Raw genomic sequence first — 25,544 nt, 5'->3', positions numbered from 1 at the left:
CCATGAGCGCACTTTGTCTCACGCACCAGTCCCGTACATTTCAACCGTGCGCCCATGACAATTATTAAAGTATGCTATAAAAGCAATTAACCGAGTCGCAGTATCCAATTCCGGAGCATCCTTTGAACAGACCCCTCATCGTCATGGGCGACAAGACCAGTCACGGCGGAACTGTGATCAGTGCGGACCTTACCTTCAATATCCACGGCAAGAGCGTTGCACGCGTGGGCGACATGACCGTTTGCCCCAAGTGCAAGGGGACTTTCCCGATCACGTCTGGGCCCGGCGACCTGGTGGACGGTGGAGGCAACGGCTATGCGCGCCACATGGACTCGACCGCATGCGGAGCGAAATTGATTTCCAGCCAGATCACCACGACCTGGTCCGATGAGTCGTCGATCGGCGATCCGGCCGCTGCGGAAAAGGCCGACGCCCTGGCGGCGGCATCGCAGATCGCGTCAAGCACGGGATCGGGTATCTGCCTGGACTGCCTGCTCAAGGCGGCCGCCACCGGCAGCGCGACCGTGGTGCGCGATTGAGCGCGCCGCCCGACGTGGTGACGCGGCTCGAGCAATTGCAGCAGAGCATAAGTCCGTTGCGCTTGTATGCGCTGGTGGAAGGCGCCCAGTACCGCGCGCATTTCGGCGAGCCATGCGTGACGAGAGCGGGTTTCCGCTCATTGTTCGCAGGCACGCAAGATGCTGCCCTGGCCCATGCCGGGCCGTGGTTGATCGATGCTGAACAAATTGGCGCCGAGTTCGTGGAGGCGCTGGCGATGCTGGAACATGCCGCTCCCGCAGTCAGCTGGTTGATCGCCCCGCAAACTCTGGAAGGCCTGGCGCAACTGCTGCAGCTCAATCTCGACACCGAACTGCCGGACGGGCGCTCTGCGCTGCTGCGCTTCTGGGACCCGCGTGTGCTGGTCAGCTTGGCCGAGGTGCTGGAACCGGTCCAGCGTGAAACGTTCTTCGCCCACATTCACGAATGGCATCTGCTGCATAAAGGGCAGCGGGTCTGGATAGGGAGACACCATGCTCAAGCTTAGTCAAGCGCAATGGGATCAGCTCCAGGAGCGCGACGCGTATCAATTCGTGGTGGCCTTATGCGATCAGTTCTTGGCTCGCCGGCCCGACATGCTGGATCAACCTGGCCGCGACGCGGTGCAGAACCGCATGCAGGCAGCACTGGATTACGCGGCCCGCGCCGGTTTCACGTCAACGCCGCATATCGTGCGTCTGCTGTATTTGGCGGCCGATGCGCCAGGCATACACGACGATCCGGCAGTCAATGCCTACCTGCGCAAGTCCGGTGCCACGCCAGAACAACGGCTCGATGACATGCTTGTGGTGCTGAACAAGAAACTCGAAGGAGGACGCTGATGGTAGCTATTGCATTTACCGCGATTGAAGCCGCAGTTGCGCGGGTGCTCGTCGCGCTGGGTGTTGGCGCGGTGGCCGGAGCCGCTGGCGAGGCTGCGCGCAAGCGCCAAAAGGAAGCCGACGAGGCCAAGGCCGCACCGATCGCGCGCGCGGACGTACGGACCAAGGAAAAATGCAAGAACTGCACAGCAGACGAAGGCAAGCCCTACCTGCGAAACACTGCGGGTTGGCCGGAAACCTCAATCGCCTACCAGATACGAATAACCCAGATGCCGCCGGCTCCTCCAGGTTTCCTCACCGAATGGGATTTCGGAGGTACAAAATTCGACGGATTCAGATCTGCAGAGTGTTTGCTCATGGAGGCCAAGGCGCGCTATGACCAGTTCTTCGATGAATGGGGAGGCTTTAAGTATCGCTTCCAAGACAAAATTTTCATGGGAATGCTTGACGAGGCGGTGAAACAGAACAACGCTGCCGTTCCCAAACCACCAATCCAGCTGCAATGGTATTTCATGGAACCGACCTCATACCGCTACATGTCTAAAATCTTATCCCGGGCAACCCCTCAGATCGAAGTTCTATACAGACCATGAAGAAAAGACCCTACATCAGCCACGATCTGGAAATTCGATTTCATGACGATGCGATCGGAAGTCCATCCGTTAAATTTCAGATGGACTACATCTTTAAATTACTTCAAGGGACAGCATCGCTCGACCCGCTACTTCAACCGGACCGATGGTTCCTGTCCACCGGAGAGAGAGATTCGTCCTATACGTATCATGCTTTTGATGATAAAGGACCTACTACCGCCGCGCTCGCGATTATCCAAGAAGAGAACAAAGAAAACACAGCTGCACAAAGTTTCTCGCTGTGGAACGGCGAGGAGGAGCAGACAACGGGCGCCTCGATCTCTTGTCTCTTTAACAGACAAGACGGTGTGTCGTCCAGTCTGACTATTGGCATGGACTCCGAGCCCGACGGATTTAGGTTGGGAGATTTCACTCAGGGAGTGAAAATGCTCACTGAATCGGCGCAACTCTACAAGCCGCTCTATTGCTCCATAAGTCCTGGGCAGTACGACGCTGTATTTCCCGATCGCCCTGGTGTTGGCTGGATGCTCTACCTGCCCCGGCTATTGACGATCCAGCAGGTGCCCGAGGCTCGGGCGCTGGTGCCTGTAACGGGCAAGGACGAGCAGGGCAAAGACCGCCAAATTGGCACCATCATCGTCAGCGTCACCGACACACCGTTTTCGGATCTGAATCCAGAACACGTCAAGATTGCCAATGCCATCGAAATCCGCCTGGTCGACCAGGACTTGCTGCCACGATACACGGATCTTTAAATTAGGTGATGCGGACAGTCGGTCGGGACAGTGACAATGCGTGCTGTTCCGACACAAAATTGAGCATTCTCACCATCGCCGCCCCCATTCTCGAGATTCAGCTTCTTATCCACGACCTGCTATTGAAATCCTGATAATGCCTGATATTCAATACCTTTATTTCCAGCATCCAGAATCCGTAAGCGTACTGACTTGAACGTTATCTCGGTGGGGAAGATCGATACATCATAGGTGACATCTTGGAAAAATGCGGGACGCGCCATATCATTAAAATATTCCCGATAAGTCAGACGCAGCACGCCTTTACTGATTCCTTGATAAATAAGTTCTCTTTTCATAGCGTCCTGTCGCGGCACGACAATTTCAGAGGAAGCGTACGCCAGCGGGTTAGCCAAGTCTGAGGACCACCACATTACATCAGATGCTACTTTTACTTGTTTTAGTAACCCCTTGTTTTCAAGGTCGGTGAAACATGCTGTTTTTCCGCCAATTATCATCTTAAAGGCAGGCTTTTCTGTGCAGTAAGCGGGCTGCCCCTCCACAATCGACTTCACCAGAAAGTCACCAGAACTTACTTGAACTTGGCCTCCGCCTATTGAAATGTTTGCAGAGTCGCGTAAAACATACCCGGTTTTACGCCAGTAGCGAAACTGAGAGAACAATACTTCACCGACGGGTACTGACGATTTAACGTTAAATTGGGGGGAATTACCAACTGCTTCCTCAACTTTATTTCCCTCGACTACAGTAACAGTTGTACATCCAGCCAATGCAAACCCTAGTATCGCCCAAAACATCGATTTCATTTTTTATCCTTGCGCCAGTAATTTCAATTCGCTCGCTGCTTACCATCAGTTGTCTTCTTCGTTCAGTGGAGAAATAACAATATTCTCAATCCTATTAACTGACAAAAATGCATTTGCGGCCTCAAATTTAGTGGATGGACGTACCACATCGGGAATTTTATATGTCCCAGGCTCAGCGTGATTTCTAATTAGAATCGCGATATCTTCTGGGGTCGGCTCTTTTGGCATATTACATTCCAAAGTGATTTTTTTGTCATCGATGGTAAAACTTACTAGGGAGCCGCGTTGATATTTATTCACTGAATTTCTCCTGTTTTCGATGTTTAAAAGCGATTGTCCGGTGCTAGCCGACAACGGCTTTCCCTAGATTACAGAATGGCCGTCTCGCCTTTCGGACCAGCCTTGTAATCGATACTCCAACGCCCAAGCGGAATGGCATATAGGACGTCCATCAAGCGTTTGTCATCGAAATACAGTGGCCCAGGGATATTGAAGCGAACCGCATAATGCGGGCCCTGCTTGGACATGTGGTCCACCTCAATTTTGAGGTCCTGAATCGTGCTAAATTCCTTCAGCAGTCCAGCGCGAAACGCCACCAATTCTTCGTCCGTCGCTACCACATTGCTAATCAAAATGTTTAGTTGGGCGTTCTCATATACTTCTGTACTCATAGCTATTTTTTCTCTTTTCTAATGGAAGCTACACTGACACTCGCTTAGCACAACGACGAGATTTCAGGGAGTCGTCTGCTGTCGGCCGAACTCGGCTGGTGTCTAGAGGATAACATCTTGCTCATCTGAAAAATACGCGAAATCTAACAGGGTTGTGCGGCAGCGTTGCATAAGAACGAATGGCGGCGAACAGTTAGAGCAGGGCGGCACCCCGTGAGGGAATGTGTAGCGGCGGTCAGTGAGAACAGCTGGCTTTACGGCTGTCCGTCTGGTCACCGACGGTCAAACCGTGTCACTTGCGGTTGCAGCTCGTCCAGACGTTGTTGGAGTCCCCGGATTTGTTCGCACAGTTCAACGACGCGCCGTTCGGCGCTCACCAATCGTGACTGAGCTGCGTCCCGCTGGCGGATAGCATCTTCCAGCCGTTCTGTCGCAGAGCGCCTGACTTTACTCTTCTTCAGTGCCACCTGCCGCTGCGACGGCGTGTCGTCGCGGTGAATTTCCAGGTAAGCTTGGATTTCGCGAATCAACGCCGGGAATCGCGCCTTGCGCAACGCGGACGGATCACAACCAGCCTCCCGAGCGACGTTGTTCTGGGTCACCGCCGTACCAGGCTCGACGATCTTAGGAGCGTTAGCCTTAAGGCGTTCGTATGCCTGCCGGAAGCGCTGCTCGGCACCGAGCGTATCAGCTTGCGATGACATTGAGGTAGCTCTCCATTCCACGGCGATCAGCAAGAAGTGCTTGGTATCGAGGACTGTTATCGGGCAGGCCGACCATTTCCTCTGCGATTCGCTGCAGGGCGATGCGTACCTGCGGCTCCTTCTCTCGGTCGAAGGCCACGTCCCGGCACGGCTTGCCACCGTCACCACCGGCGCAACGAGAAACTGATTCAACTCCGCCATAGTCGCACACGTCCACCTTCATGCATCCTCCCAGTCGATGCTCGCGGAAGCTGACTTTTCCGCTCCTGGCCCACTCGGTGAGAGTCTTCGTATCCTTCACTGTGAGAATGTTCACGAGGACGGCGTGCTTCTGTTCAGAGGCCTGGGGGAAGACAAAACGGTCGCTCATGGCCGTGAGAAGTTGCTTCGCCAGAGCCTCGTACATCGCCGTGATGATCGTCGTCTCGACGTTTTCGTTCAAGTGCAGGCGCGTATACCCACGCCCATAGTAAAGGGGCATCAAGCGCGAACAATGCTTCATCTGCTGCTGCATCGAGCTATCCGAGATGAGCCCGGACGCGAACATGTTTACCGCGCTGGTCCTCCGGTATTGATGCCATGCCAGTGGCCAGGGCAAGCCGACTGCGAATTTGTCGTCCGGAAGATTCGGCGTGAGTTGCCTCGCAACTTTCAGGTCCTCTTGTGTAACACAGAGCTGGGCACTGTCGAAGAGCTTCGGGTAGTATCGCGCGATCTCCGTCAAGCTGTCCACATCACGCCGAATATGGTAGGCGGTTAACTTGCCCCCTCCCCACGGTTCGCTTGCCATGCTGAACAGATACGGATCTTCTTTATCGGCGACCGTAGCTGCCACCTGCGGGTTATTCGCATCGCAGATCATTCGCAGCTCTGCAATAATCGACAGTGCTTGGATCGCTGTTTCCACGCTGGGACTTGCCACCCAACGGGCATCCGAATCTGGATCAGTTTTCGTCGTCTCTCCGCAGACTATAGGCACCCGGCCCAATTTCTCGTCCTGCTCCCATACGAGACAGCTAGTGCGTAGAGAGGCCACTTCTTCCTTGCGCTGCAGGGTAAAGTTGGCCACGTACGCGAGACCGGCAGCAGTGACTAAGCTAAGGTAGCTGGAAAGTTGCTGCACGGACAGTGATTTGCGTTCGACGTTGAGCCATTTCTGGAACAAGGCGGTCAAGCCGAATCGATCGGCGATATCCACGAAGGGCCCATGGTAGGTGCATCCAATGCGCACCAGCGAGTTCTTAGTGAACGGAACCTTACCGGGGTCCTTGTCACGTTGCACGGCTGCTTCGATTGAGCCGTAGTTGCCCACATAGGCATCGAGACAATACCGGAAGCAGGCTTGCACCTGCTCACGGTAAGCAAGGAATTCAACGAGGCATTCGCGGAGCCGCTCTACCTGATAAACCCAAATTCGGGGCGGGATGTACGGGGTCTGCACCTTGTCGTGATCCGGCATAGCAATCGCTAAGCGCTTCAGCCCATACAGATCAAGGATAGTAAGTCCCAGCGCCTCGCGAGCGTCGTACAGCCGGTGCAATTCGGTGATTGTACTTTCATACCTACTCGGTGCCAGCACAGCAGGGACTTGCTCAAGGACCTTCGGGAATTGCATCAGGTTAGACACCAGTATGCCGTTCCGGCTGCACACAGCGACGATCGAGCGGACCACCGTAAAGGCTCTTTGAAGTGTGCCGGCCGCCCTGACCGGCCGCGGCCCCCACATGCGCCAAGTGACGATCAATCTCAAGATGTCAGCATTGGCTCTGTCCAGCGGATCGGTCTTGCAGCTTGCCCCGTCGCCGAAGTTAAGCTTGAAGATCGTTCCCGCGATCGGAGTGAGGTCCCACACCGAATCGCCCCATCGCGAAAGCACAGTGCCGTCACGGTCAATGCTGACGGGCCAGTCACGAGCTGGTGGCCAAGTTGATGGCCTGAAAGTCGGAGACGTTGGGGTGATCCAGTCAGCTCGGATTCCATGCCTCATTTCGGCAAGCACTAATTTCATACCGGCTCTCCCTCAACTGCTTCGATCAAACGGCGCCACTCCGGGTGATAGTTGCCTTCGTCAATTCTGGCGCAGGCTTCCTCAACCCAAGCTCGCCGAGCATTATTCGAATCGCGGAACCATGCGAGTTTGTTACTCATGCGCATAACCGCGTGATAAGCCGGATGCTCCGAGTGCTGCGCTCCCTGGGGTGGTCGATAGCGACTGAGTTCTAGAGATTTGAGGTAGCGAAAGCATGCCAGAGCCCAGACGTAGTCAAGCGAGTCAATGTCGCGATGGTGTTCGCACCACAGGCAACCGGAGGGATGAATACAGTCTGGCGCTGTTGCAGCCACCGGCTTGAATAAGACCATCGACGGAGTACCGTCGCAGGCTCCGGGCGCGGCTGCTTGCAGAGGACTCGACTTGCAAAGTGCTGGATCGGCAGTTCTCCAGAACCGCGTGACCTCTCCGATGGCTCGCTGCTGAGAGGGGCGTTCGTAGACGTGCAGGAGGGTCTCCCTCTGATGCTGCGCCATTTCCGCTGTTAAGTCGGTATCACCACTGCGTCGGAGTAACCAATTCACACGCGTACTGCGAAGGGAGCTAGGAGGAAGCCAAGCTACACCTGCATCCTTGCATGCTTGCTGAATTGGGAGGAACGAAGGCCGCGACGACTCATGCGTTCCGCGATAGCGTATTAACGGAAACAGACGAATTTCAGCTGGGAATATTTTTCTACGCCAGTCAAGATAGCGCTCGAAGTGATTGCGATACTCCTTAAAAATATCAAAGAGCACCTCCCCTCCGCGTCGCGCCTTATAGTCTCTAACCTTATAACCGTCGAGGTCGCTGGCATAGCTAAAATGCCGCAGTTCGAGTTGATAAGCCTGGGACAGATTCATACCTGTCTGGCCGATGAACATGAGGAGCTCGGCCAAAATTCGTAGATTCAGGATGTGCCGTCTCGCTTCAGGCGACTTGTTGCTTTCATACGCGGCGTGGCGCAGCGCCCGCTTCGCAAGACGCGAACTCTCAAGAAAAGCGGTGCGCTCAACAGCAGCCTTAGGTGCGTGTAGTCCTGCATTCTGAACCAATTCGCCACCAGCGCGCAATGGGATACGAAAAGGTCGCGCTCCCCAAATTACGTCGAGTGTCAGCCCATCACAAATGTCTTGCATGAGACGACCGAAAGCGAAGGTCGCTTCAAGATTCTGCTTGTCCGCCACTCGCCCTTGCGGCGTCTTCCGGCCTTTGGGCTCCCGGACCCGGGTCAATTCAATCATCGGCGTCTCCCGACCTACGACGTGGTCCAGAATCTGGCCGACCGACCTGCTCAAGGTGTAGGCTGTGTGGGGTTTGATTGCCTTAGCAACCTTCAGACGATGCTGGAGCATGTCTGTCCAATGAACATAGTTGGTCTGTACTGTCTCCAAATTCAGATCAAGGCCGGCACTCTCCACCCAGCCGACGAAAGTGATCAGGTTTCTGATCTGCGTCTTGGTCGTTGCCTGACTGCCGCCAGACGCCAGCTTCCCTGAGATAGCCTCGTGTGCGCGCCTAACGACTTCGATTCGCTCAGGTAGTGGTAGACCCAGCTCCCCAGCCAGGATAGAGGCAGAAGCCTGGCGAATGGGCATCGATGCACCGCCGTGATAGAGCAGCCGCTTGAGGTCAAGTGGTGTCTCGTTCCGGCCCTGCTCGTATCCTGGGAACGTCAGGTCAGGCAAGCGCATTTCATCACGCATGGTAGTTGTTCCAATCGCGATTCAGGATGCCTGAGAACGCCACTGTGAACTCGTTGGAAATCAGCGCCTTAACAGGAGCCTGCTGGACGAACCGGACGTAGCGCATCGTCGTTGCCTCATCCTTGTGTAGCATGGCATCTCTGACGAACGCCACGGCAGCCGCTTGACTGGTGACTCTCAACGCAAGTTCCATCAACCATGTCCCATAGGTGCATCGGGTTTGGTGGAACTTGAACGTCTGCATAAACCGGAGGCCCGCCGCCGTGGCCCGACGCCGTAGGTCCGTCATCAACCGATTAAATGAAGACTGCTGGTACGGATTACCCCTCGAAGTCAAAAACAGAAGACCACGATGCTCCTTCGATGCATGGGCTTGCCTGCGCAGACGCTCCATCGAGTAGGCATAACTCTTTAGCGTGCCGACCAGGAAAGCGGGCACCAGCAAATCGCCACTGACGTCGAACTTGGTGCTAATACCGGTTCCAGGTCCTACCGGCATGCGACAGAAGCCCGGCATGCTGGGATCAGATAATGCGTCTTCCAGATTGCGAATGGAAATCGAGGTGATGGTGCCAATACGTGCGCCGGTAAGCATCCCAATGGATAGCATTAGGTGCAATTCGATGAGGTTCTCGTTTGCCGTAAATTTCAGCAGCGCTTGCGCATCGCGGCCCTGCAAGGCGACAAGCCCGTCTTCAAGCATAAGACCGGGCCTTGCCCGGTTGGGAATCGACAGTTCCGACTTCATCCGAAGAAGCGTGCGCTGAAAACCCACTGAGTCGTGATACCGCAGAACCACCGCCTCGTCCCGCCACATGGGCGACTGTCGACCCACAAAGCCATAGACCTGAGCATGGCGATAGAACTGGATCACGGCTAGCATGCGTACTGTGGCGGTGCTGGGACGGATCACCCCGCGCTTCCTCTGGGCGATAAGCTCACCTCGGAAACGTACGATGGTGCGGTCCGCCATGCGTTCGGGGAAATGGCGCCAGTCCTGCTGCTCCGCCTCCAGCCAGTCTGCATAGGCGCCCAAGTGCTTCATAAGGCTGGTGACCGTTTTGATGTGTCCACCGACGGAGCTGGTTACCTTCATCAGCGCCCAGTGGTTAACCTCAGACCAAGGCTCGCCGTTACTCCAAAAAATCTGCGGAAGGTTAGCCACCGGTCGGCCGAGCTTATCGTTCTTCCATTGGATGCGGCCCTCCTCTACAACCTCTCGCATAGGCTGGAACTGGATAGTCTCAAGGCGGGCCATCAGCAGATGCGCGCGCGGGCGATGTAAATATGAGGTGTGAGACCTTGAGTTATCAGCAACTTCGCATTCGACACCTTAACCATTCTCAGCTTCCGTCATTAGCATTTTTTCATCACCGATGTCCATGCTATGCCAGTAAATGGTTGTGTGTCAATGAGTGTGAATTCGGGGTTGTATTCGACCCAGCTGACGGTGCGCGTGACCGACATCAACGGCGCCAACCACCTGGGCAACGACTCGATGATCTCGATGATCTCCGAGGCGCGCGCCCGCTTCCTGTACGAGTTCGGCGTGCAGGAAACCGGCAGCGACGGCGTCGGCATCATCGTCACCGACCTGGCCACCACCTACAAGGCCGAGGCCCACGCGCGCGACCAGCTGCTGTTCGAGATCGGCGTGATGGACTTCAACGCCTACGGCGGCGACATCACCTTCCGCGTGACCCGTCCCAAGGACGGCAAGCTGGTGGCGATGGCCAAGTCCGGCTTCGTCTTCTTCAACTACCAGAGCGGCCAGGTGACGCCGATGGCGCCGGAGTTCCTGGCCAAGTTCCCCAAGGTCAACCGCATCGGCTGAGCGCGCGCGTCAGCGCTTGGCCACCTTGGGCACGATGGTCTTGTTGAACCAGTCATCCAGCATCTGCTTCTCGTAGCGCAGGGTGTCGCCGTCGTGGTAGCGGCTGATGCCCTGCATGTAGTTCATGTCCGAGACCTGCTCGTCGCCGCTGCGCAGCACCTTGCCGTCCTGCTCCAGCGTGTAGTGCAGGCGCATGCGCGGCCAGTCGGCGCCGCCGTTGAGCACGCGGATGTCCTCGCCGCCATTGCGGCGCGGCCACATGCGGCCGGCCATGTCGATGTCCAGCACTTCGATCTTCAGGTTCTGGCCGGGCGGCAGCTTGGCGTTGAGCGTGGCGAAATAGTCGCTGAAATCCTTGAGCACGCGCGCGCGGTCGATGGCGTTGCGCGGCACGTCGGTGAAGTCCTCCGGCTTGACATAGCTGACGCTGACGTCGGCCCAGGCGGCGCCGGCCAGCAGCGCCAACGACGCGGCCAGCATGGTACGGATGGATGCTCGCATTTGCTTCTCCTTCACAGTTGATGCTTTCAATATAGCCCGTTTCGCCGGCGCGAACCGCTTTTGAAGCGCTTTGTTACCAAACTTACCTGGCCCGATGTCACGCCCCTGTCATAACAAATTCTTAATATTACGCCCGTCGAGGTGCAGCCACCACCTCGCATGATGCCGCGCCCGGCGCCGGCACATGGAACGGCCACAACTACAACAGGATTTTCCCATGACCGAGTCCCTCGATCTGTCCCGCCGCAGCATCCTCAAGTTCCTGTCCAGCGCGCCGTTGCTGCCGCTGGCAGGCGGCAGCGCGACCGCTGCCCTGCTGTCGGCCTGCGGCGGCGGCGACACCGCCGCGCAAGCACCGCAACTGCTGTCCGTCACCTTCACCGGCATGGCCGCGCCATCGCTGGCCAACGCCGCCGCCATGGCCACCACCACGGTCGGCTCGACGCTGAACCTGACCTATTCCGACGGCAAGACCCAGCCCTACTCGCTGGCCTACCAGACCTTCTTCATCACCGGCGCGAACGTGCCCAACGGCAGCGGCGGCACCATCCTGGCCGGCGGCTACTACGACATCAACAACCGCCCGATCATCGACAAGACCGATGCTGGCGGCCGCCAGTTCTTCTCGGACTGCCCGGACGGCACCTCGCTGCTCAAGCTGGCCGCGCCGACCGTGCCCGGCATCAAGGGCAACACCGTGTTCGCCGTGGTGCAGTTCGAATACGCCACCCGCAACGTCAAGGGCGACTCGATGTACGGCATGCTGCCGTCGCCGATCGCCGTGCTGACCCTGGACCAGGACAAGACCACCGGCGCGCTGTCGCTGGTCAAGTACCACAACGTCAACACCGCCGGCGTCAACGGCCTGTGGATCACCTGCGGCGCCAGCCGCTCGCCGTGGAACACCCACCTGTCGAGCGAAGAGTACGAGCCGGACGCGACCAGCATCGCCAGCAACGCCCAGTTCGCCAACTTCAGCACCAACCTGTTCGGCGACGCCACCAAGGCCAACCCCTACCACTACGGCCACATGCCGGAGATCACCGTCAACCCGGACGGCACCGGCAGCATCAAGAAGCACTACTGCATGGGCCGCATCTCGCACGAGCTGGTGCAGGTGATGCCGGACGAGCGCACCGCGCTGATGGGCGATGACGCCACCAACGGCGGCCTGTTCATGTTCGTGGCCGACAAGGCGCAGGACCTGTCCTCCGGCACCCTGTACGTGGCCAAGTGGACGCAGAAAACCGCCGAGAACGGCGGCTCGGCCTCGCTGTCGTGGATCAAGCTGGGCAGCGCCACCAGCGCCGAGATCAAGGCCCTGGCCGACTCGCTGAAGGCGGCCGACATCCTTAGCGTCAAGACCAGCGATCCGTCGGACGCCACGTACACCAAGATCCCGTTCAGCGGCAAGACCAACTGGATCAAGATCGTGCCGGGCAAGGAGAAGGCCGCGGCCTTCCTGGAGACCCACCGCTACGCCGCGTTCAAGGGCGGCAGCATGGGCTTCACCAAGATGGAAGGCACGACCGTCAACGCCAAGGACAAGATCGCGTACTCGGCGATGAGCTACATCAACGGCGCCATGAAGGACGGTTCGGGCGGCATCAAGATCCAGGGCCCGAGCGCCGGCATCGTGTACGCGCTGAACCTGAAGGCCGGCCAGGTGGACGACACCGGCGCCGCCATCAACAGCGAATGGGTGCCGGTCGACATGGCCGCCGTGCCGGCGCTGGTGGGCGAGGACCTGGCCAAGCCGGACGACCTGGGCAACCTGGCCAATCCGGACAAGATCGCCAATCCGGACAACATCAAGTTCTCGGAAAAGCTGCGCACCCTGTTCATCGGCGAGGACAGCGGCCTGCACGTCAACAACTTCCTGTGGGCCTACAACGTCGACACCAAGTCGCTGACGCGCCTGCTGTCGACGCCGGCCGGCGCCGAGTCGACCGGCCTGCACGCGGTCGATGACATGAACGGCTTCGCCTACATCATGAGCAACTTCCAGCACCCGGGCGACTGGGAAGCGATGCACAGCAAGGTGCAGCCGACGCTGGACCCGCTGATCCGCGCCAACTACCGCGACCGCTTCGGCGCCGCCGTCGGCTACCTGACCGGCTTCCCGACGCTGAACTAAGTCACCCCAGCTGTCCCGGCCCGCAACGCGCGTCAAGCGCCTTGCGGGCTTTTTTGCGTCCAGTGCTCCAGCCGGGCGGCCAGCAGGCGCTCGGCTGGCAGCAGCATCTGGTATTCGGCGGCGATGATCTTGTTGGGCAGGGCGTCGAGCGCGTAACGCGCCTCGGCCGCGCCGCGGGCCGCGCACAAGATCAAGCCGACCGGCGGATTTTCCTCCGGCTTGGTCCAGTGCTCGCGGGCGTAGTTCAGATAGAGATGCATCTGGCCGGCATCGGCGGCGCCGAACTTGCCGGTCTTCAGTTCGATCACGACCAGGCACTTCAGGCGGCGATGGAAGAACAGCAGGTCGATGCGGAACCAGCTGTCGTCGAGGCGCAGGCGGCGCTGGCGTCCGACGAAGGCGAAATCGTCGCCCAGTTCCAGCAGGAAGTCGGCCATATGCTGGATCAGGGCGTCTTCCAGGTCGGACTCCGAGTATTCGTCCTTCAGGTCGAGGAACTCCAGCACGAAGGGATCTTTGATCGCCTGTTCCGGCGTGATGAAATCCTCCGGCTGCGGCTGCGCGCCCTGCACCAGCATCTTGGCCTGGTTCCTGGACAGCGCGGTGCGCTCGTAGAACTGACTGTTGACCTGACGGTCCAGCTGGCGGACCGACCAGCCGCCGCGCAGCGCCTCCGTTTCGTAGAACAGCCTGGCGGTGGCGTCTTTCACCGACATCAGGCGCACGTAGGCCGACCAAGGTAAAAGCAATTCTCCAGACGCTGTCTGGAGAATTTCCGGCCAGAACAAATAGAATTTACGCATCTGCAGCAAGTTCTGTTTGCTGAAGCCGCGGCCGAAGCGTTTGGTAAGGTCCGTACCCAAGCGCTCAATCAACTCCTCCCCGTAGGCCGCACGTACGCCTCCTGCCTGTTCGCTCTCGACAATCCGCCGGCCAATCTCCCAATAGGCGGCTGTCATCACCGCGTTTACGCTGCGCGCGGCGGCCCGGCGCGAGGATTCCAGTAGCTCGACGATCTGCGTATGGATGTGGGCGTAGTTGGCGATTAGCATGTTTTCGCGCTCCGGCCATGAGGATACTTAAATCGTAGTCCCCATTACTTGCACGCCCTTAGACCCGCATCAAAGTAACCGCGCCGCCTCCGCCGCAAGTTTGTTGCACAACCCACCAAAATATTTCTCACAGAGATAGCAATATTGCCAAAAACGAAGTATTGTTCCGGTTGCACATGGCGTTACAGCAGACTAACGCTGCGCCGTCGTGGATCAGCGCGCCGTACAATCAGAGTGCCCGGTCAGCTCCGGAGTGTTGTGCAAGGCAGCAGGAATTTTTGTTGCCTGTTGTCAATATCCGTGGGTAAGACTACAATCGAAAAACTCATTCAGTCGTGCCATTTTGCGGAACTCGTCCCTATGTCTTTTTTGTCTGCTGCCTCGCCTAAGCTGGCGCCCTGGAAAGTCCTGTTGGTCGACGACGAACCGGACATCCACGACATCACGAAGCTGACGCTGAGCCGCTTCCGCCTCGACGGCCGCGCCCTCAGCTTCGTGCACGCCTACAGCGGCGCCGAAGCCAAGGAAGTGCTGGCGCGCGAGGCCGACGTGGCGCTGGTGTTCCTGGACGTCGTGATGGAGAAGGAAGACAGCGGCCTGGAGGTCGCGCGCTGGATGCGCGAGGACCTCGACAACCAGTTCACCCGCATCGTGCTGCGCACCGGCCAGCCCGGCCAGGCCCCCGAGGAACGCGTGATCGTCAACTACGACATCAACGACTACAAGGAAAAGACCGAGCTCGACCGCACAAAGCTGTTCACCACCACCTTTGCCGCGCTGCGCGCCTACCGCGACATCATGAAGGTCGAGGAGGCCCGCCGCCAGCAGCTCAACTACCGCGAAGGCCTGGAGCGCGTGATCGCCGCCTCGGCCCACATCTTCCAGCAGCGTAACCTGAAGGACTTCGCCAACGGCCTGCTGCAGCAGGTGGTGGCGCTGCTGCGGCTGGAGCACAGCATGCTGCTGCGCCTGCGCGGCGCCACCGCCATCACCGGCGAGAACGATTACGAAATCCTGGCCCAGATCGGCGACGAGGACGGCACCCTGCTCAGCCCCGACGTGCTGGCCCAGCTTGACGCCGCCAAGAGCAACAAGATCTCGCGCGTCGAGGGCGACACCTACATCGGCTACTTCCCCAACAGCAGCGGCAAGGCGTCGCTGCTGGTGCTCAAGGGCGTCGACGAAATCTCCGAGATCGACACCAAGCTGCTGGAGGTGTTCTGCTCCGGCGTCGCCATCGCCTTCGATAATATTTTGCTGACCCAGGAAATCACCGACACCCAGGCCGAGCTGATCCTGCGCCTGGGCGACGTGGTCGAGTCGCGCTCTAACGAGGCGGGCAACCACGTGCGCCGCATGTCCGAGGTGTGCCACCTGCTGGCCCAGGCGTCCGGCATGCCGGAGGACGAGACGGCCGTGCTGCGCCACGCCGCGCCGATGCACGACATCGGCAAGATCGCCACGCCGGACGCGGTGCTGCTCAAGCCGGGCAAGCTCGACGCGGCCGAATGGGAAATCATGAAGCAGCACCCGACCGTCGGCCTGTCCATCCTGGACGGCTCGCAGCGCCCGATCCTGAAAGCGGCCGCCGTGATCGCCCACCAGCACCACGAGAAGTTCGACGGCAGCGGCTATCCACAGGGCCTCAAGGGCCACGACATCCACCTGTACGCGCGCATCGTCGCCGTGGCCGACGTGTTCGACGCGCTGATGCACAAGCGCTGCTACAAGGAAGCCTGGCCGATCGACCAGGTGGTGGCGCATTTGCGCGAAGTGGCCGGCCACCATCTCGACCCGCTGTATGTCGACCTGCTGTGCCAGAACATCGACAAGGCGGTCGCCATCAACGAGCGCTTCCCGGACTGACAACATAAGCATATACACAATCGATTGTTGTTAAACTGAATTCCTTGCCCTTAAGATCGTGGTCCGGTCCAGACCACGCAAGGAATCCAGCATGCCCCAGCACAGCCACCCGCACGCCCTCCCCCCATTGCCTTTGCGCCGCAGCGTGCTCGCCTGCGCGCTGCTGCTGGCCGCGCAGCCCGGGCTGCACGCGCAGCAAACGCCAATCACGCCGGCCGCGCCGGCCGCCGACGCCGCCATCGACCAGGTCACCGTGGTCGGCTCGCGCGCACGCAACCGCACCGTGTACGACAGCGCCGTGCCGATCGACCGCTTCGGCGCGCGCGAGGTGGAGAACGCGCTGGCCAGCGGCGAACTGGGCGCGGCCCTGCAGAACCTGGCGCCATCGATCAACTTCCCGCGCATCGAATCAAGCGGCGCCTCCGACTCGGTGCGCGGCGTGCAGCTGCGCGGCCTGGCGCCGGACCAGGTGCTGGTGCTGATCAACGGCAAGCGCCGCCACGCCAGCGCCGTGCTGGACACCGAGAGCAGCTTCGCCGGCACCGTGCCGGTCGACATCAACGCCATTCCGCCTGGCGCCATCGACCACATCGAGATCCTGCGCGACGGCGCCGGCGCCCAGTACGGCAGCGACGCCGTGGCCGGCGTCATCAACATCGTGCTGAAGAACGCGCGCAGCGGCGGCTCGGCCTCGCTCGGCTACGGCGCCAACCACACCGACTTCAAACCCACCAACGAAACCAAGACCGACGGCCAGACCAAGACCGCCAGCGCCGACTACGGCGTGCCGCTGGGCGACGCCGGCTTCCTGCGCTTCGGCTTCGACACCCGCAGCCGCGCGCCGACCCAGCGCGCCGGCTTCAGCGACGCCGGCTGGACTTCGTGGAACTCGACCGCGGCCGACCTGGTGCTGGACGGCAAGGTGGTGTTCAAGTCCGGCGACTCGCACCAGAACAACAACTACCTGTTCTACAACGCGCTGCTGCCGCTGGCGGATGGCGTCGACGCGTATTCCTTCGCCACCGTCAACCAGCGCAAGTCCGACGGCAGCGCCTACTTCCGCTATCCGGGCGACCCGTCCAACGTGCCGGCGCTGTACCCGGCCGGCTACCGTCCGGTGACCAAGGGCGACATGAGCGACGTCAGCCTGGTGGCCGGCGCCCGCTTCACCCGCGCCGGCTGGAACTGGGACCTGAGCGTCCGCCACGGCGCCAACCTGTTCCGCTACGACCTCGACCATTCGGCCAACGCCTCGCTGGGCGCGCAAAGCCCGACCAGCTTCCACCTGGCCAGCTTCGACTTCCGCCAGAACGCCCTGAACGCCGACCTCACGCGCGAGCTCGATCTGGGCCTGGGCGCGCCACTCAACCTGGCGCTGGGCGCCGAGACCATGCACGAGACCTACCGCAGCTCGCCGGGCGACGCCGCCTCCTACGCGGCCGGCCCCGTGACGGACGCGCCGCCGGGCGCGCAAGCCGGCCCAGGCCTGCGCCCGCAGGATGCCTTCGACGGCGGCCGTTCGATCCGCTCGGTGTACGCCGACGTCGAGAGCGACATCACCAGCCGCCTGCTGCTGGGCGCGGCCGCGCGCTACTCGCACTACAGCGACTTCGGCAGCGCCAGCACCGGCAAGCTGTCCGCGCGCTACAAGCTGAGCGAGTCCTTCCTGCTGCGCGGTTCCTTGTCCAACAGCTTCCGCGCGCCGGCGCTGGTACAGACCGGCTTCCGCTTCTCCACGCTCAACTTCAACAGCGACGGCAGCGGCCTACAGACCGCCTCGCTGCTGCCGGCCAGCGATCCGCTGGCGCGCAGCTTCGGCGCCGAGGCGCTCAAGCCGGAGAAGTCGACCAACCTGTCGCTGGGCCTGGCGTGGCGCCCGCAGCGCAACACCAGTGTCACGCTGGACGCCTACCGCATCAAGATCCGCGACCGCATCACCCGCACCAGCGACCTGCAGAGCGACGCCGCCACCGCCTACTTGGCCGGCATCGGCCGCAGCGACATCCAGTCGGTGGCCTACCTGGCCAACCTGCTCGACACCAGCACCACCGGCGTCGACGCGGTGCTGAACCACGACCTGTCCATCGCCGGCGGCAAGCTGGACCTGAACGCCGCGCTCAACCTGAACAAGACCCGCCTGGACCGCGTGCGCCAGGGCTCGGCCGCGCTGGCCGCCATCGATCCGTCGCTGACCTTGCTGACCGACACCAGCCTGTACCGCATCCGCCACGCCTCGCCCACCAGCAAGCTGGTGCTGAGCGCGGACTGGCAGGCCGCGCGCTGGAGCCTGCTCGCGCGCGCCACGCGCTTCGGCCCGCTCAAGGACTTCTCGTACGACAGCGACGCGCCGCTCGACGACGGCGTGCACGCGCAATCGTTCGGCGCGGTGTGGTCGGTGGACCTGGAGGCGCAGTACAAGCTGGGCAAGCAACTGACCCTGGCCGTCGGCGGCGACAACATCCTCGACCGCTATCCCGAGCGCGTGCGCCAGACCAACAACGCCACCTACGGCGGCGCGCTGCCGTACAACTTCATCAACCCGATCGGCGTCAACGGCGCGTATTTCTACGGCCGCCTGCGCTACACTTTCTAACCTGAGGACTCCATGAAGCTCACCCGCATTTCCGCCCTGTTCGCCGCCGTCTGCCTCAGCACGCTGATGGCCGCGCAAGCCCACGCCAGCAACGCCCTGGTCCTGCTGACCGACTTCGGCACCTCGGACGGCGCCGTCTCCGCCATGCACGGCGTGGCCTATGGCGTCGATCCGCAACTGCACGTCTCCGACCTGACCCACAACATCCCCGACTACGACATCTGGCTGGGCGCCTACCGCCTGTACCAGACCGCCAACTACTGGCCGCAGGGCAGCGTGTTCGTGGCGGTGGTCGATCCGGGCGTGGGCACCACGCGCAAGTCGGTGGTGCTCAAGACCAAACAGGGCCGCTACTTCGTCGGCCCCGACAACGGCCTGTTCACGCTGATCGCCGAGCGCGACGGCGTGGCCGAGCTGCGCGAGATCGACGAGAACGTCAACCGCCTGGCCGGCTCCGGCGAGTCCTACACCTTCCACGGCCGCGACGTGTACGCCTACGTCGGCGCGCGGCTGGCCTCGGGCGCGATCAGCTTCGAGCAGGTCGGCCCGGTGCTGCCGAGCGAGTCGGTGGTGAAGATCCCGTACCAGAAGGCGGTCCGCCAGGGCAACGTCGTGCGCGGCATCATCCCGGTGCTGGACATCAAGTACGGCAACGTCTGGACCAACATCCCGAAAGCGCTGTTCGACGAGCTGGGCATCGGCGTGCACGAGCGCGTGCAGGTGCGCATCCTGCACAAGGGCAAGCAGGTGGACAAGGTGGTGGCGCCGTTCGAGCACACCTTCGGCGGCGTCGCCCAGGGCAAGCCGCTGGTCTACCTGAACAGCCTGCTGGACGTGGCGGTGGCCGTCAGCCAGGGCAACTACGCCAAGCAGCACCACATCGATTCGGGCGTGGACTGGGAAGTGGAGATCAGCAAGGCCGCCAAGTAAGCGGCTGCCTTACTTGCGCTTGACCTTGGGGAAGCGCAGCTTGTAGTGCAGCCCCATGCCCGGCGCGCTGACCACCTTGACGGTGCCGCCCAGCGCGCCCGTCACCAGGTTGTACAGGATGTGCGCGCCCAGCCCGCTGCCGCCCGAGCCGCGCTTGGTGGTGAAGAAGGGATCGAACAGCTGCGCCAGCGTGGCGCTGTCCATGCCGACGCCGTCGTCGCTGAACTGGAAGTCGACGAAGTCGCCGTCAACCTTGCCGCTGATCTTGATCTTGCCGGACTGCCCCTCCTCGAAGCCGTGCACCAGCGAGTTCACCACCATGTTGGTGACGATCTGCGACACCGCGCCGGGGAAGCTGGCCATGTTGATGTGCTCGTCGCAATCGATCTCCACCGCGATGGGCTTGCCCTTGAGCTTGGGCTGCAGCGACAGCAGCACCTCGTCCAGGTACTTGCGCAGGTTGAAGCTGCGGATATCGTCGGACGACTGGTCCACCGCCACCTGCTTGAAGCTGCGCACCAGCGCGGCCGCGCGCTGGGTGTTGGTGGTCATGATGCGCAGCGATTGCGCGATGATGTCGAAGAACTGGTTCAGGCCGTCCTCGTCCAGCGTGCCGTTGGCCATGTCCTCGCGCGTGAGCTTGAGCTCCTCCACCAGGTGGCTGGTGGCGGTCACGCAGATGCCCAGCGGCGTGTTGATCTCGTGCGCCACGCCGGCCACCAGCCGGCCCAGCGAGGCCAGCTTCTCCTGCCGCACCAGCTCGCCCTGCGCGTCCTTGAGCGAGGTCAGCGCGTTTTCCAGCGCCGCGTTCTGCTCCTCCAGCGCCTCCTTGGCGCGGCGGATCTCGCGGTCGGCCTGCATGCGCGCGATCGCCACCGCCACGTGGCTGGCCATGAAGGCCAGGATGTCGAGGTCGGCCTGGGTGTAGGTCACCGTCTCGTCGTAGCTCTGCACGATGATCACGCCGTAGGCCACGTCGCCCAGCAGCATCGGCGCGCCCATCCAGCTGGCGATGTCGGTGTTGCCCAGCGGGTGCTCCATCTCGCCGCTGTCGACCAGCGCCTGGAAGCCGGCGCGGTCCAGCAGCATGGCCTGCTTGCGCTGCAAAATGTACGAGGACATGCCGACCCCGTAGTCGAAGCGCTTGACCGGCGCGTGCTCGTCCTTCTGGTCGACAAAATACGGGATGCTGATTTCCTTGGTGTCGGCGTGGTACAGCGCCATCAGGAAGTTCTGCGCCGGCACCAGCTCGCTGATGATCTGGTGCAGCCGCATGTTCAGGCGGCTGCCGCCGGTGGCGGTGGCCGACAGGTTGGCCAGCTCGTACAGCGCGCGCTGGATGGCCTCGGCGCGCCGCCGCTCGGCCACCTCGTGCGACAGCTGGGCGGTGCGCTCCTGCACCGCGCGCTCGAGCCGGTCCATGCTCTGCAGGCCCTGCAGCGCGCTCGACACGTGGTTGGCGATCAGCGCGAACAGCGCCTGGTCTTCCTCGCTGAAGGTGTGCTGCTTGTCGTAGCTCTGGATCACGATGGCGCCCAGCGCCTGGTGGTTCTGGTCCAGCAGCGGGCAGCCCATCCAGTGCTCGGCGATGGTGCCGATGCCGAAACCGGCGTTGGCCTCGCGCCGCGACAGGTGCTCGGCCGCCGTCATCACCATGCGCTCGCGGGTGGCGATCACGGTGGCGGTCGGCGACTCGCCCTCGACCAGCTCGAACCATTCGTCGCGGCTGGGCGGGTCGTCCACCTCGTCGACGAAATACACGAAACGCACCTGGTTGCCCGGCCCGTCGCGGTCGCTCAACGCCACGAAGAAGTTGGCCGCGTACATGATGCGTCCGAGCGCCGCGTGCACGGCCTGCAGGAACTCGCTGATATCGGTGCAGCTGCTCGACTTCTGCCCGATTTCAAGCAACATGGCCTGGACGGCTTCCAGGCGGGTGAGGCGACTTTCCATCGATTTTCCTAGTGTGGGCTAATGCGCATAGGAAATACTAGCAGGTCCGGCCCACGCCGGCCACCGAAACAAAAACAGCCAGGCCGTCCTGCGACGGCCTGGCTGTTCGCTTGCGCGGAAAAAGCTTAGGCGTTGCCGGCTTGCTTGCGGCGACGCGCGATGACGCCCACCAGGCCCAGGCCGCCGAGCAGCATGGCGTAGGTTTCCGGTTCCGGCACCGGCGTCACGGTCACGCCCAGCGAATACGAGCCGGCCGACTTGGACACGGCGCTGCCGCTCACCGCCAGGTAGTAGTTGCCGGCGCCCAGCACGGCCGAACTCAGCTGCCAAATATCGGAGGCACCGGTCGACACCTGGTTACCGGTCATCAGCAAGCCGCTGGTGCCGTACAGCGCCAGGTTGGTGATGTCCAGGCCGTTCTTGGCATTGCCGGTGTACGACAGCAGGTCGCCCGTGATGGTCGACGCGCCGGTCAGGGTGAAGGTGTATTTGTCGGTGAAGGTGTCACCGGCGTGGTTGCCGGTGATCATGTGGCCGACATAATCCGCACCGCTGCTCAGGTCCAGCGCGGTGTCGGGATTGCTGATGTCGGCCGCCATCGCGCCTTGCGACAGGAAAGCGGCGCCGGTCATGACCAGGGCGCCAGCCAGGGCTTTGATTTTAATCATCTCTAACTCCTAAAAAAAGGGAGTCCAAAATGTAGCAGCCTCGTCCTCGCCGACCGGCCCCGCACAATTGAATGTTACATCCGCTTACACGTTTATTTAACGAAATCTTAATTCTAGTAAAGAACTAATGATTTGAGTAACTACGGTTTACGATAGCCGCTGTCGATCCAGGCTGCGGCGCTGGTCACGCTGAGCTTGAAAGTGGGCGCCACCCGCACCCGCGCCAGCTCCTCGCCGTAGGAATCGAAGGCGCTCAGCGTGGCGTAGGGGTCGTCCTCGTCGGGCACGATGTCGAGGTTGACCCGGACCTGGCCGCCTTCGCCGTTGACGAACACGTTCTTGTGCAGCTGGGCGTGCAACTGCTGCTCATGGCGGCGGATCACCTCGTTGGCGGTCTTGACCAGCGTGTTGAAGGCGTTGACGTCCAGCGGCTTGGGGTTCTTCTTGTCGCGCCCCATGGTCCACGGGCCGACCAGCGCCGGTTCCGGCTCGCCATCCTTGATCATCGCCACCGCCCAGCCCTCGTCGTCATCGTTCTTGATGACGCGCGCGGTCCAGCCGTTCCCCTGCCATACGCGCGCCTCCTGGACCGGGGCCTCGTCGTCCTGCTGCTGTTCGGTGTCGGGATAGTCTGCGCTCATGCTGTGGGCTCGCCTGGAAAGATGGATGGGGGTGAAATGATAAGCGGCCCGCCCCGCAACAACAATAGAAAGTCGCGCCGCCAGCGCAAAAAGCCGGCGGCGGGCCCGCCGCGGCCGTGTTTGTTTTTCTACACGAAAGTGTGACATCGGCAGCGGCATGCATTTGACTAGTCAGCCGCGGCGGCCCGTTGCGCGCCCCAGCGACGGGCGGCATTTTCAATTCCCTTCGGCATCTATTGTTAACACTTCCCCACTCGCCGGACACAAAAACCGACGAAACATTCTAGATTTGGCGAGGCATTGCCATAGAAATATGATTATTATCAATCTTGAATCACTAGTTTCCAGTTGTTAACAACAGTGCAAGCAGGGCGCCAGCGCCCGCGAGCTTCCGCATAAGGAACGTCCAAATGATCACCAACACCCTCCTGGCCCTTGGCCTGGCCGGCGCCGCCCTGAACGCCGGCGCCGCCGTGACCTACACCGCGACCGGCGGCACCACGTCCGCCGTCGCCGGCGTCACCACCAACACCTTCGACGACGGCCTGCTGCCGGCCGGCTTCGCCACCTATGACCAGCCGGGCGCCCTGATCCCGTCGCCGGGCAATCCCGGCTACGCGGCGCAGCCGCCGGGCGACGCCACCGCCTTCTTCTCGGTCGGCGTGAGCAACGGCCAGCCCTCGTCGTCCAGCGTGACGTTCGGCGGCGCCGGCGTGCGCTACTTTGGCTACTACATGGGCTCGCCGGACAACTACAACATTGTCACCCTGTACAGCGGCAACACGATGGTGTTGCAGATCAACGGCGACGCCATGGCGTCGGCCGCCAGCCTGCTGGCCAATGGCAACCAGCAGGCCGGCTTCTACCTGAACTTCTTCACCGACAGCGGCACGACCATCACCAAGGTCACGTTCTCGTCCAACCAGAACGCCTTCGAGTCGGACAACCATTCATACATCGCGGCGGTTCCCGAACCCCGCACCTACGCGATGCTATTGACCGGCATCGGTCTGCTGGGTCTAGCCAGCCGCCGCGGCCACCAATCCAATCCGCGTTTTTATTAAGATAGGTCCATGATGAAAAAATTACTTCCAACAATCGCCGCGGCAGCCCTGCTGTCCGTCTCCGGCCTGGCCTCGGCGGCCGGCTGCGCCACGACCGACCTCACCTTCGACCTGCCCGGCGTGACGGTCTCGAAGTGCTACAGCACCGCGGGCAACGTGGTCGACAACTCGCCCGCCGACAAGCTGACGGTCGCCGGCCTGCTGGCCTCGGAGTTCGGCTTCAGCGGCCAGAGCGGCGCGCCGATCACCTCGTTCAACGTCAGCGCCGATCCGCTGAGCCACGTCACGACCTATGACTTCCCGCAGCTGTTGACCGGCAACGTCATTGTCGGCCTGCACTTCGGCAATGGCCAGGGCGGGCCGGGCAACGTCACCAACTTCTGCGCGTTCGACGCCGGCAGCGGCGTGGACCGGTTCTACACCGCGCTCCAGGCCACCTCCAACGCCGGCCTGTACCAGATCGGCGCGCCGGTGCCGGAACCGGAAACCTACGCCATGGTGCTGGCCGGCCTGGGCCTGGTGGGCGTCATCGCGCGCCGCCGCAAGGCGCGGGTATAAAGCGCCCGCCCAGCGCCAAAGCCCGCTTGCAGCGGGCTTTTTTTACGTCCGGCGGCGGTGCGCTCAGGCGGCCGCGCTCAGCACGAGATGCACGGCCGCGGCGGCGGCACGATGGGCGGGCGCAGCGGCGTCACGCGGGGGTCAATGGCCGGGTCCGGTGTGTGGTAGCTGAACGGCGTGATGATGATGGGCGGTATCGTCGGCGGCGCCGATGGCGGGCCCTTGGGGCCTCCGCCGGAAAGGTGCTGTGCGCTGCGCTGGCGCCCGGTCCGCTTGCAAATCGAGGATAGCGATTGACCCTCGCTCAATTCTAGCCAAGCCATGTTGTAGCCCTCCCTGCAATGGTCAGAGTATCAGTATAGGCAGGCATAACTTTAAATCAAGGGAGATTCCGGCTCGTCGCGCCGGACAAGCATTCCATCCCGCCAATTTGCCGGTCTGTCGCAATCCGCTGGCCGCCGCCGGGGGGGATCGGTACAGTTCAACCATGCCAAACGGCACTGGAAAAACAGAACCACCCAACCACCGAGGTCCGCCATGAAAATCACTGCTAAAAAACTGGTATTCGCCGCCTTCGTCACCCTGCTGGCTGTCGCCGCGTGGCAGTCGATCTTCGGTGACGGCATGCACGTCAACATCGACGGCGACGAGATCGACGGCCCGCTGGGCTTCCTGCTCGGCACCGTGTTTGCCGGCGGCGGCCTGCTGATCGCCGCCGTGGCCATCACCTGCGGCGCGGTGTTTGTCGGCCTGCTGTTCGCCGGCCTGGGCATCCTGATGATCAGCGGCCTGGTGCTGCTGGCGGTGGTGGTGGCGGCGGCGGTCTCGCCCCTGCTGCTGCCGCTGCTGATCCCGGCCGGCCTGTACATGGTGTTCCGCTCGCGCTCGCGCAAGCAGCAGCTGCGCGCCACCATGGAACACGCGGTCTAAGCCCCAGTTTCAACCGGAAGCGGCCGGGACCTGAACTCCCGGCCGATCCGCCTCTTTCCCCGCCCCGCCCACCGTCTCCTCCCCCGCCAGCGCCACCCGGTTGCGGCCGCCGCGCTTGGCGCAGTACAGCGCCTGGTCGGCGCGCCGCAAGGCCGCCTCGCCGCCGCCCTCGCC

Annotated in this window: 26 protein-coding genes; 13 read left to right on the top strand and 13 right to left on the bottom strand. The window is 61.5% G+C overall.

Annotation, left to right across the window (positions count from 1 at the left end; all coding sequences use genetic code 11):
* Positions 1–122 precede the first annotated feature (122 nt).
* From GTP90_RS23790 to GTP90_RS23770, 5 genes are read left to right on the top strand one after another with little or no spacing between them, the layout of a single operon-like run.
* A complete protein-coding gene (locus GTP90_RS23790; protein ID WP_161085865.1) occupies positions 123–539 on the top strand; it encodes a PAAR domain-containing protein in 417 nt (138 codons plus the stop codon).
* Positions 536–1,045, top strand: a complete 510-nt coding sequence (locus GTP90_RS23785) for a DUF4123 domain-containing protein (protein ID WP_175048206.1) — start codon at positions 536–538, stop codon at positions 1,043–1,045. Before GTP90_RS23790 ends, GTP90_RS23785 begins: the two co-directional genes overlap by 4 nt.
* Positions 1,032–1,379, top strand: coding sequence for a hypothetical protein (locus GTP90_RS23780; protein WP_161085864.1), 348 nt, complete (start codon positions 1,032–1,034; stop codon positions 1,377–1,379). Before GTP90_RS23785 ends, GTP90_RS23780 begins: the two co-directional genes overlap by 14 nt.
* Positions 1,379–1,972 (top strand): Tox-REase-5 domain-containing protein, encoded by a 594-nt coding sequence (locus GTP90_RS23775; RefSeq protein WP_161085863.1) that lies wholly within the window; start codon positions 1,379–1,381, stop codon positions 1,970–1,972. The genes GTP90_RS23780 and GTP90_RS23775 overlap by 1 nt, the downstream gene beginning before the upstream one ends.
* Positions 1,969–2,727, top strand: coding sequence for an immunity 52 family protein (locus GTP90_RS23770; protein ID WP_161085862.1), 759 nt, complete (start codon positions 1,969–1,971; stop codon positions 2,725–2,727). The genes GTP90_RS23775 and GTP90_RS23770 overlap by 4 nt, the downstream gene beginning before the upstream one ends.
* A 119-nt stretch (positions 2,728–2,846) precedes the next feature.
* Here the strand turns inward: GTP90_RS23770 and GTP90_RS23765 are convergent, their stop codons facing one another.
* The 7 genes from GTP90_RS23765 to GTP90_RS23735 form a co-directional block, all read right to left on the bottom strand.
* Positions 2,847–3,533, bottom strand: coding sequence for a hypothetical protein (locus GTP90_RS23765; RefSeq protein WP_161085861.1), 687 nt, complete (start codon positions 3,531–3,533; stop codon positions 2,847–2,849).
* A 45-nt stretch (positions 3,534–3,578) separates the two neighbouring features.
* Positions 3,579–3,833, bottom strand: coding sequence for a hypothetical protein (locus GTP90_RS23760; RefSeq protein WP_161085860.1), 255 nt, complete (start codon positions 3,831–3,833; stop codon positions 3,579–3,581).
* Positions 3,834–3,901: 68 nt separating this feature from the next.
* Positions 3,902–4,204 (bottom strand): hypothetical protein, encoded by a 303-nt coding sequence (locus GTP90_RS23755; RefSeq protein ID WP_161085859.1) that lies wholly within the window; start codon positions 4,202–4,204, stop codon positions 3,902–3,904.
* 272 nt (positions 4,205–4,476) lie between these two features.
* The gene (locus tag GTP90_RS23750; protein WP_161085858.1) at positions 4,477–4,908 is read right to left on the bottom strand and encodes a hypothetical protein; all 432 of its coding nucleotides are present in this window, start codon (positions 4,906–4,908) and stop codon (positions 4,477–4,479) included.
* Positions 4,892–6,916, bottom strand: coding sequence for a hypothetical protein (locus GTP90_RS23745; RefSeq protein ID WP_161085857.1), 2,025 nt, complete (start codon positions 6,914–6,916; stop codon positions 4,892–4,894). Before GTP90_RS23745 ends, GTP90_RS23750 begins: the two co-directional genes overlap by 17 nt.
* Entirely contained in the window at positions 6,913–8,643 is a 1,731-nt protein-coding gene (locus GTP90_RS23740; protein WP_161085856.1) for a site-specific integrase, read from the bottom strand. Before GTP90_RS23740 ends, GTP90_RS23745 begins: the two co-directional genes overlap by 4 nt.
* On the bottom strand, positions 8,636–9,901 hold the full coding sequence (locus tag GTP90_RS23735) for a tyrosine-type recombinase/integrase (protein WP_161085855.1): 1,266 nt from the start codon (positions 9,899–9,901) through the stop codon (positions 8,636–8,638). The genes GTP90_RS23740 and GTP90_RS23735 overlap by 8 nt, the downstream gene beginning before the upstream one ends.
* Before the next feature lie 153 nt (positions 9,902–10,054).
* Here GTP90_RS23735 and GTP90_RS23730 point away from each other — a divergent pair, with 153 nt between their 5' ends.
* A complete protein-coding gene (locus GTP90_RS23730; RefSeq protein ID WP_161085854.1) occupies positions 10,055–10,477 on the top strand; it encodes a thioesterase family protein in 423 nt (140 codons plus the stop codon).
* Between the two features lie 9 nt (positions 10,478–10,486).
* Here GTP90_RS23730 and GTP90_RS23725 read toward each other — a convergent pair whose 3' ends face one another.
* On the bottom strand, positions 10,487–10,978 hold the full coding sequence (locus GTP90_RS23725) for a DUF3016 domain-containing protein (RefSeq protein WP_161085853.1): 492 nt from the start codon (positions 10,976–10,978) through the stop codon (positions 10,487–10,489).
* A 217-nt stretch (positions 10,979–11,195) separates the two neighbouring features.
* Here GTP90_RS23725 and GTP90_RS23720 point away from each other — a divergent pair, with 217 nt between their 5' ends.
* Entirely contained in the window at positions 11,196–13,115 is a 1,920-nt protein-coding gene (locus tag GTP90_RS23720) for a PhoX family protein (RefSeq protein ID WP_161085852.1), read from the top strand.
* Positions 13,116–13,147: 32 nt separating this feature from the next.
* Here GTP90_RS23720 and GTP90_RS23715 read toward each other — a convergent pair whose 3' ends face one another.
* A complete protein-coding gene (locus GTP90_RS23715; protein ID WP_161085851.1) occupies positions 13,148–14,167 on the bottom strand; it encodes a PDDEXK nuclease domain-containing protein in 1,020 nt (339 codons plus the stop codon).
* Positions 14,168–14,527: 360 nt separating this feature from the next.
* Between GTP90_RS23715 and GTP90_RS23710 the strand changes: the two genes are divergently transcribed.
* From GTP90_RS23710 to GTP90_RS23700, 3 genes are all read left to right on the top strand, one after another.
* Entirely contained in the window at positions 14,528–16,033 is a 1,506-nt protein-coding gene (locus tag GTP90_RS23710) for a response regulator (protein WP_117014315.1), read from the top strand.
* A gap of 91 nt (positions 16,034–16,124) precedes the next feature.
* Positions 16,125–18,626, top strand: a complete 2,502-nt coding sequence (locus tag GTP90_RS23705) for a TonB-dependent receptor plug domain-containing protein (RefSeq protein WP_161085850.1) — start codon at positions 16,125–16,127, stop codon at positions 18,624–18,626.
* Between the two features lie 12 nt (positions 18,627–18,638).
* Positions 18,639–19,556, top strand: coding sequence for an SAM hydrolase/SAM-dependent halogenase family protein (locus tag GTP90_RS23700; RefSeq protein ID WP_161085849.1), 918 nt, complete (start codon positions 18,639–18,641; stop codon positions 19,554–19,556).
* A 9-nt stretch (positions 19,557–19,565) separates the two neighbouring features.
* Here GTP90_RS23700 and GTP90_RS23695 read toward each other — a convergent pair whose 3' ends face one another.
* The 3 genes from GTP90_RS23695 to GTP90_RS23685 all read right to left on the bottom strand — a co-directional run bounded on the left by GTP90_RS23695 (position 19,566) and on the right by GTP90_RS23685 (position 22,818).
* A complete protein-coding gene (locus GTP90_RS23695) occupies positions 19,566–21,509 on the bottom strand; it encodes a GAF domain-containing sensor histidine kinase (protein ID WP_161085848.1) in 1,944 nt (647 codons plus the stop codon).
* Positions 21,510–21,634: 125 nt separating this feature from the next.
* Positions 21,635–22,177, bottom strand: coding sequence for an FxDxF family PEP-CTERM protein (locus GTP90_RS23690; RefSeq protein WP_161085847.1), 543 nt, complete (start codon positions 22,175–22,177; stop codon positions 21,635–21,637).
* Positions 22,178–22,317: 140 nt separating this feature from the next.
* The gene (locus GTP90_RS23685) at positions 22,318–22,818 is read right to left on the bottom strand and encodes a hypothetical protein (protein ID WP_161085846.1); all 501 of its coding nucleotides are present in this window, start codon (positions 22,816–22,818) and stop codon (positions 22,318–22,320) included.
* Between the two features lie 410 nt (positions 22,819–23,228).
* Here GTP90_RS23685 and GTP90_RS23680 point away from each other — a divergent pair, with 410 nt between their 5' ends.
* Positions 23,229–23,882 carry an Npun_F0296 family exosortase-dependent surface protein gene (locus GTP90_RS23680; protein WP_161085845.1) on the top strand — a complete coding sequence of 218 codons (654 nt, stop codon included), beginning with the start codon at positions 23,229–23,231 and terminating at the stop codon, positions 23,880–23,882.
* 9 nt (positions 23,883–23,891) lie between these two features.
* Positions 23,892–24,440, top strand: coding sequence for a PEP-CTERM sorting domain-containing protein (locus GTP90_RS37090; protein ID WP_254452017.1), 549 nt, complete (start codon positions 23,892–23,894; stop codon positions 24,438–24,440).
* Positions 24,441–24,517: 77 nt separating this feature from the next.
* On the opposite strand, the gene GTP90_RS23670 is transcribed toward GTP90_RS37090, so the two are convergent.
* The gene (locus GTP90_RS23670; protein ID WP_161085844.1) at positions 24,518–24,763 is read right to left on the bottom strand and encodes a hypothetical protein; all 246 of its coding nucleotides are present in this window, start codon (positions 24,761–24,763) and stop codon (positions 24,518–24,520) included.
* A gap of 214 nt (positions 24,764–24,977) precedes the next feature.
* Here GTP90_RS23670 and GTP90_RS23665 point away from each other — a divergent pair, with 214 nt between their 5' ends.
* Entirely contained in the window at positions 24,978–25,370 is a 393-nt protein-coding gene (locus tag GTP90_RS23665) for a hypothetical protein (protein ID WP_161085843.1), read from the top strand.
* Positions 25,371–25,544: the final 174 nt, after the last annotated feature.

The organism is Duganella vulcania (assembly GCF_009857655.1).
GTDB classification, from domain to species: Bacteria; Pseudomonadota; Gammaproteobacteria; order Burkholderiales; family Burkholderiaceae_D; genus Rugamonas; species Rugamonas vulcania.
Note: the sequence above shows the minus strand (reverse complement) of the source record. Positions and strands in the feature narration are given on the sequence as shown.

Excerpts from the sequence above, each read along its gene's own strand:
- GTP90_RS23680 (WP_161085845.1), top strand. The coding sequence starts at position 23,229 with ATGATCACCAACACCCTCCTGGCCCTTGGCCTGGCCGGCGCCGCCCTG.
- GTP90_RS23725 (WP_161085853.1), bottom strand. The coding sequence starts at position 10,978 with ATGCGAGCATCCATCCGTACCATGCTGGCCGCGTCGTTGGCGCTGCTG.
- GTP90_RS23720 (WP_161085852.1), top strand. The coding sequence starts at position 11,196 with ATGACCGAGTCCCTCGATCTGTCCCGCCGCAGCATCCTCAAGTTCCTG.
- GTP90_RS23735 (WP_161085855.1), bottom strand. The coding sequence starts at position 9,901 with ATGGCCCGCCTTGAGACTATCCAGTTCCAGCCTATGCGAGAGGTTGTA.
- GTP90_RS23775 (WP_161085863.1), top strand. The coding sequence starts at position 1,379 with ATGGTAGCTATTGCATTTACCGCGATTGAAGCCGCAGTTGCGCGGGTG.
- GTP90_RS23730 (WP_161085854.1), top strand. The coding sequence starts at position 10,055 with ATGAGTGTGAATTCGGGGTTGTATTCGACCCAGCTGACGGTGCGCGTG.
- GTP90_RS23750 (WP_161085858.1), bottom strand. The coding sequence starts at position 4,908 with ATGTCATCGCAAGCTGATACGCTCGGTGCCGAGCAGCGCTTCCGGCAG.
- GTP90_RS23740 (WP_161085856.1), bottom strand. The coding sequence starts at position 8,643 with ATGCGTGATGAAATGCGCTTGCCTGACCTGACGTTCCCAGGATACGAG.
- GTP90_RS23710 (WP_117014315.1), top strand. The coding sequence starts at position 14,528 with ATGTCTTTTTTGTCTGCTGCCTCGCCTAAGCTGGCGCCCTGGAAAGTC.
- GTP90_RS23745 (WP_161085857.1), bottom strand. The coding sequence starts at position 6,916 with ATGAAATTAGTGCTTGCCGAAATGAGGCATGGAATCCGAGCTGACTGG.
- GTP90_RS23780 (WP_161085864.1), top strand. The coding sequence starts at position 1,032 with ATGCTCAAGCTTAGTCAAGCGCAATGGGATCAGCTCCAGGAGCGCGAC.
- GTP90_RS23670 (WP_161085844.1), bottom strand. The coding sequence starts at position 24,763 with ATGGCTTGGCTAGAATTGAGCGAGGGTCAATCGCTATCCTCGATTTGC.
- GTP90_RS23705 (WP_161085850.1), top strand. The coding sequence starts at position 16,125 with ATGCCCCAGCACAGCCACCCGCACGCCCTCCCCCCATTGCCTTTGCGC.
- GTP90_RS23715 (WP_161085851.1), bottom strand. The coding sequence starts at position 14,167 with ATGCTAATCGCCAACTACGCCCACATCCATACGCAGATCGTCGAGCTA.
- GTP90_RS23765 (WP_161085861.1), bottom strand. The coding sequence starts at position 3,533 with ATGAAATCGATGTTTTGGGCGATACTAGGGTTTGCATTGGCTGGATGT.
- GTP90_RS23690 (WP_161085847.1), bottom strand. The coding sequence starts at position 22,177 with ATGATTAAAATCAAAGCCCTGGCTGGCGCCCTGGTCATGACCGGCGCC.
- GTP90_RS23665 (WP_161085843.1), top strand. The coding sequence starts at position 24,978 with ATGAAAATCACTGCTAAAAAACTGGTATTCGCCGCCTTCGTCACCCTG.
- GTP90_RS23770 (WP_161085862.1), top strand. The coding sequence starts at position 1,969 with ATGAAGAAAAGACCCTACATCAGCCACGATCTGGAAATTCGATTTCAT.
- GTP90_RS23700 (WP_161085849.1), top strand. The coding sequence starts at position 18,639 with ATGAAGCTCACCCGCATTTCCGCCCTGTTCGCCGCCGTCTGCCTCAGC.
- GTP90_RS23685 (WP_161085846.1), bottom strand. The coding sequence starts at position 22,818 with ATGAGCGCAGACTATCCCGACACCGAACAGCAGCAGGACGACGAGGCC.
- GTP90_RS37090 (WP_254452017.1), top strand. The coding sequence starts at position 23,892 with ATGATGAAAAAATTACTTCCAACAATCGCCGCGGCAGCCCTGCTGTCC.
- GTP90_RS23755 (WP_161085859.1), bottom strand. The coding sequence starts at position 4,204 with ATGAGTACAGAAGTATATGAGAACGCCCAACTAAACATTTTGATTAGC.
- GTP90_RS23695 (WP_161085848.1), bottom strand. The coding sequence starts at position 21,509 with ATGGAAAGTCGCCTCACCCGCCTGGAAGCCGTCCAGGCCATGTTGCTT.